This window comes from Thermoanaerobaculia bacterium (assembly GCA_035260525.1).
Lineage (GTDB): Bacteria > Acidobacteriota > Thermoanaerobaculia > UBA5066 > DATFVB01 > DATFVB01.
This window is the reverse complement of sequence record DATFVB010000044.1, coordinates 1-5550: the sequence shown is the minus strand read 5'-3', so window position 1 is coordinate 5550 and position 5550 is coordinate 1. Positions and strand designations below refer to the sequence as shown.

4 protein-coding genes are annotated in these 5550 nt (G+C 69.4%); 1 reads left to right on the top strand and 3 read right to left on the bottom strand.

What is annotated here, in order from left to right:
* The 3 genes from VKH46_02115 to aroC form a co-directional block, all read right to left on the bottom strand.
* On the bottom strand, window positions 1–211 hold a 211-nt coding region (locus tag VKH46_02115), incomplete at its 3' end, for a protein kinase (GenBank protein HKB69608.1).
* 166 nt (window positions 212–377) lie between these two features.
* Window positions 378–2969, bottom strand: a complete 2592-nt coding sequence (locus VKH46_02110; protein ID HKB69607.1) for a protein kinase — start codon at window positions 2967–2969, stop codon at window positions 378–380.
* Between the two features lie 169 nt (window positions 2970–3138).
* Complete coding sequence (gene aroC / locus VKH46_02105; protein HKB69606.1) at window positions 3139–4305, bottom strand: chorismate synthase; 1167 nt, start codon at window positions 4303–4305, stop codon at window positions 3139–3141.
* A gap of 184 nt (window positions 4306–4489) precedes the next feature.
* Here aroC and VKH46_02100 point away from each other — a divergent pair.
* Window positions 4490–5550, top strand: a 1061-nt coding sequence (locus tag VKH46_02100; protein HKB69605.1) for an SUMF1/EgtB/PvdO family nonheme iron enzyme, incomplete at its 3' end; no start/stop codon positions are given.

Here is a 5550-nt window from a genome sequence, read left to right as displayed (position 1 = left end):
CGAGGAGCTCCATCACGAGGTACTCGGTCCCGTCCTGGTTTCCGACGTCGTAGAGGGCGCAGATGTGCGGATGCGAGAGCTGGGAGACGGACTTCGCTTCCCGTTCGAACCGCTGCTTGAACTCGGCGTTCTGCGAGAGGTCCTCCGGGAGGACTTTGACGGCGACGTCGCGGCCGAGCCGCGTGTCGCGCGCTCGGTACACTTCTCCCATGCCTCCTGAGCCCAAGGGACTGAGGATCTCGTAGGGACCGAGCCTGGCTCCCGCGACAAGGGTCATAGGGACATCCTGGCCGCGCCGAAGCCTGCCGAAGCCTTGGCGAAGGGGGGGCGAAGGCGGACCTCTCGCGCCGAAGCGCGCTTGAGTACGCGAAGGCGGGTCATCGGAACCCGTCGACGGCGAAAAGATCGGAGAGCGCCCGCGTGTAACCGTAGACGTACGAGCGGCCGTCGGCCGAGAAGAAGATCTGTCCGATGAACTGAAGGCCCGCCGGGTCGCCCGGCGACAGCTGCCGGAGGAGCTCCTTCCGGCCGCTCGCGACGTCGATCCGCCAGACGCTCGCGGGAATCCGGTGGTCGCGGGCGAAGAGGTACCGACCGTCGCCGCTGAACCGGATCGCCGTCAAATTGGCGAGATCGATCTTCGGACGGGGCGGCGGAGTACCGCCGTCGATCGAGGCCACGCCCGATTTGCCGTCGGGCCCGCTGAAGAAGGCGTACTTCCCGTCGGCCGACGTGAGGAAGCCGGCGACGAGGACGTCCGGAGGAGTGATGGCGCGGGGCAGGCCGTGCTCGACGTCCTGGACGTACAGCCGCCGCGTGTTGTCATCGGACACGGCGTTGAACGCGATGCGGCGGCTGTCGGGAAGCCAGCGGACGGCATTGAACTGGAGCTTCCCGTCGGAGGGGAGCGCCCGCGGCTGGCCCGTTCCGGTCGGCAGAAGGGTGAGCGCCGCGTGCGCTTTCATGAGAGCGGTGACGGCCCACTTTCCGTCGGGCGAGAGCGCCCGGGGAACGCCGTCGCCGAGACGGACGACCGGAGAGCCGTCCGTCTTCCGGAGGCACACCGCGTAGTTTTCGCCGACGGCCTGCCCCTGCTCATCGAAGAGGAGCGTCGTCCCGTCGTCGGAGAGGTCGTACGGGAGCGACCAGTCGAGCCACGACAGCTCGCGTTCCTTGGTCTGTCCGGGACCGAGGCCCATGATTCCCTTCCGCACGTTGTCGTGCGTCAGGAGAATCCGGCCGGTCTTCGAGATGTCCCGCAGCGTGAGCCCGCCGGGGACGTTCGAAAGAACGCGCTCCTTCCCGGAGAGGGTCACCGCGCGAAGCGAGCGTCCGGCGCCCGCTTCCGCCGCCGTGAACCAGATTTCCTTCCCGTCGCGCGACCATGACAGCCCCTGCACGCTTTCATAGTCGTGCGAGAGCTTCGTCTTCTTCCCCGCGCGGTCGATCACCGCGACGGCGCCCTGGTCGTCGGTCGGGAAGGGATGGTCGAGGAAGGCGATCGTCCCGCCGTCGGGCGAGAACCGCGGCCAGCTGATGTGGCCCGACGTCTCGTACACGACCTTGCCGGCGGGAAATTCGAGTCGCGCCTTCCCTGCGACGTCGTGCTCGACGAGCATCGCGCTTCCGTCAGGGGACCAGTCGGCCCACTGGATGCCGTCTTCGAGCGGACGGGGGGCCCCGCCCGTCAGGGGAACGACGGCGAGCGTCCCCGCGCAGGCTCCGTTGTGGGCCTGCCGGCAGTCCAGCGAGATCGCCGCCTGGCCCGTCGAGGAGACGGCGAGCACTTCCGCGGGCGGGAGCTGCAGCGAAAGCGCATCGGGCGTTTCCGGACGCTTGAGGAACACCTCGGGAGGGAGCCCGTCCCACTGCGCGGAGAAGAGGACGGACTGCCCGTCGGGAGTGAACCGCGCCGACCCGATGAAGCCGCGCCGGAACGTGAGCTGGTGGAATGCCGGAGCGGCGGCGTCTTCGCGTCCGAGCTTCTTGCCGGCGAGCCAACCGAGCGCCAGAGCCGCGACGGCGGCGGCCGCGGCGATCGGAAGCGCGACCTTCGGCGCGCGCCAGCGCCGCATCGCCGGGACCGCGCCGGCCCGCGACTCCGACGTCGAGAGGCCCGAGACCGCCTCGAGGTCGTACGCGAGGTCGCGCGCCGACTGGAACCGGTCTTCCGGGTTCTTCTCGAGACAGTGCCGGACGAGCCTTTCGAGCGCCGCGGGAACCGCGCGGTTCGTCTCCGAGAGCTCCGGCGGCTCCTCCTTGAGGATCGCCGTCATCGTGTCGGCCGCCGTGTCGCCCCGGAAGGCGCGGCGGCCGGAGAGCATCTCGTAGAGCACCGCGCCGAAAGAGAAGATGTCGGTGCGGAGGTCAGCGGGCCGGCCGCGCACCTGCTCGGGGGACATGTAGCCCATCGTCCCCATGACGGTCCCGGGCGCGGTGCCCTGCGCCTCCACGGTCGGCGCGTTCGTCGCGCCGCCCGCCTCGGCCGCGCCCGTCATGCGCGCGAGGCCGAAGTCGAGGATTTTCACGTGGCCGTCCTTCGTGAGGAAGATGTTCTCGGGCTTCAGATCCCGGTGCACGACGCCGCGCTCGTGCGCCGCGGCGAGGCCGCGCGCGATCTGGAGCGCGAAGTCGATCGCCTTGCGCGAGTGGAGCGGCGAGCCCGCGAGCCGCGCGCGCAGCGTCTCGCCTTCGAGGAGCTCGGTCACGGAGTACGCGACGCCGTTCTCGACCCCGAAATCGTGGATCGCGAGGATGTTCGGGTGCGAGAGAGCGGCGACGGCCTGCGCCTCGCGCTCGAAACGCGCGCGAGCGTCCGCGTCGCTCGCCAGGTGCTCCGGAAGCACCTTGACCGCGACCTCGCGGTTCAACTTCGCGTCCCGCGCGCGGTAGACCTCTCCCATTCCCCCGGCGCCCAGCGGAGAGAGAACTTCATAGGGGCCGAGCCGGGTGCCGGCGGGGAGTGTCACGAGTGGATCCTCGGCCGCCGAGGTGTCGGCGACGGCGGACGAGCCTCGCCATAGCTCGCGAGAGCGAGCGACGGCGGATCGTAGGGACCGAGCCGAGTTCCGGCCTGGAGGGTCATGTGGGGTCGTTCAACCTGGGGAAGAGGATATAACGGCCGAAGCTCGGCGGAGATCAGCCGCGGACGGATCGAACGAACCGCGCGACTCTCTCGCGATGGGCCGCGAGCCGTGCCGTCACGTCCTCCATCCGGTCGCCGCCGGTCACCTCCAGGAGCGCGTCCGTCAGCACGAACGCGAGCATCGCCTCGGCGATCACGCCGCAGGCCGGCACCGCGGCGACGTCGCTCCGCTCGTAGGCGGAGGCCGCCGGTTGTCCCGTGTCGAGGTCGATCGAGGAGAGTCCTCGCGCGAGCGTCGAGATCGGCTTCATGTACGCCACGACGATCACATCCTCGCCGTTCGTGACGCCTCCCTCGAGCCCGCCGGCCCGGTTCGTCCGGCGCCGGCCTCCGAGGAGGATCTCGTCGTGGGCCTCGGATCCGAAGCCGCGGGAGGCCTCGATCGCGGAGCCGAATTCCACGGCCTTGACGGCGGGAACCGAGAGGATCGCGCGACCGATCCGGCCGTCGAGCTTCCGGTCCCACGAGACGTAGGAACCGAGGCCGGCCGGGACGTTGCGTGCGCCGACGAGGATCGACCCTCCGAGCGTTTCCCCTTTCGCCTTCGCCTCGTCGATCGCCGCGACCATCTTCTTCTCGGCGTCGGGATCGAGCGCGCGAAGGGGAGAGCGGTCATCGACCTTTACGAGCGATGCCCAGGTCCTCGGCGCGTCGCAGACCACCGGACCGAGCGACAGGACCCCGCTCGCGACCTCGATGCCGCATTCGGAGAGCAGCATCCGGCAGACGGCGCCCGCCGCCACGCGCGCGGCGGTTTCGCGCGCCGAGGCTCTCTCGAGGACGTTTCTGAGGTCGTCGGCGCCGTACTTCTGCGCCCCGGCGAGATCGGCGTGCCCCGGGCGGGGACGCGTCACGCGACGCGCCGCGCCGGCGTGCCGGTCGATCTCCCAGGGGTCCATCACCGCTTTCCAGTTGGCGAAATCGCGGTTCTCGATCCGGAACGCGATGGGAGAGCCGAGCGCGACGCCGCCGCGCACGCCGCCGGTGATCTCGACCTCGTCGGTCTCGATCTTCATCCGCCCGCCGCGGCCATAGCCGTGCTGCCGGCGCGCCATGTCGTTTCGCAGCCGCTCGCGGTCGATCGGGAGGCCGGCCGGGATTCCCTCCAGGATCGCGGTCAGCGCCGGTCCATGGGATTCCCCGGCGGTCGTCAGGCGCAGCGTCATCGGATGGAGTCTGACCGAGGGGCGGACGAAATTCAAAGCGTCGCGGGTCCTTTCGTTGAAATTGGAAACCTCGATCCGCGCCGGCATCGAATCCGCCGGGAAGGCGGGCGTCGCTCGACGCCCGGGACCGCGTGCGAGCGATGCCGGGCTTAGAATGGGAGAAGCGGAGGTGAACGGCATGTCGACTCTGCAAAAAGTCGCCGCCGAGACTCTCGGCGAGCGCTACCGCAAGGCGCGAGACCGCACCGAAGAATGTTTTTCGCTCATCGACGAGGAGACCTTCTTCTCTCGTCCGCTTCCTCTTCGCCATCCAATCGTCTTCTATCGCGGGCACCTGGCCGCGTTCGCCGTCAATACCGTGATGAAGCGGGCCCTCGGCCTTCCCGGAATCCGACCGGATTTCGAGGTCCTGTTCGAGCGCGGGATCGACCCGGCCGACGGCGCCACGGCCGAGAAGATGGCGATCTCCACGTGGCCGCCCCGGGTGGAGATCGAGGCCTACGTCGCGGAGGCCGGCGAGCGGCTGTCGCGAATTTTCGACGAGATCGAGGGCGGAGCGGGGAGCGTCCCGGCTCGCGGACGGGAAGCCGCGGTCATGTGCATCGAGCACGAGGCGATGCACCAGGAGACGCTCCTGTACATCTTCCACCGAATCGAGCCCGGGAGGAAGTCTCCGCCTCTGAGGGCGCCTCGCGCGTCGGTCGGCCCCTCGCCGCCTCCGGAGATCATCCGGGTACCGGCGGGAAGAGCGACGCTCGGGGCCGATCGCGGCGAGATCCCGTTCGGCTGGGACAACGAATTTCCCCGCCTGAGCGTGGAGGTTCCGGCATTCGAGATCGACCGCTATGACGTGACCAACGGCGAGTTCCTCGAATTCCTGGAAGCGGGCGGGTATCACCGCGAGAGCCATTGGCTTCCCGACGACTGGGCCTGGATCCGGCGCGACGAAATCGACCACCCTCTCTATTGGGAGAAGGAGGGGGGACGCTGGAAGTGGCGGACGATGTTCGAGGAGATCGAGCTGCCGCTTTCGTGGCCGGTGTACGTCAGCCACGCCGAGGCGTCGGCGTTCGCGCGCTGGCGCGCCCGGCGCCTTCCGACGGAGGCCGAGTTCCATCGCGCCGCCTACGGCACGGCGGCGGGCGCGGAGCGGTCGTTTCCCTGGGGAGAAGAGCCGCCCGATTTCTCGCGCGCGAACTTCGACCTCTACCGCTACGATCCCGTTCCCGTCGGGTCGTT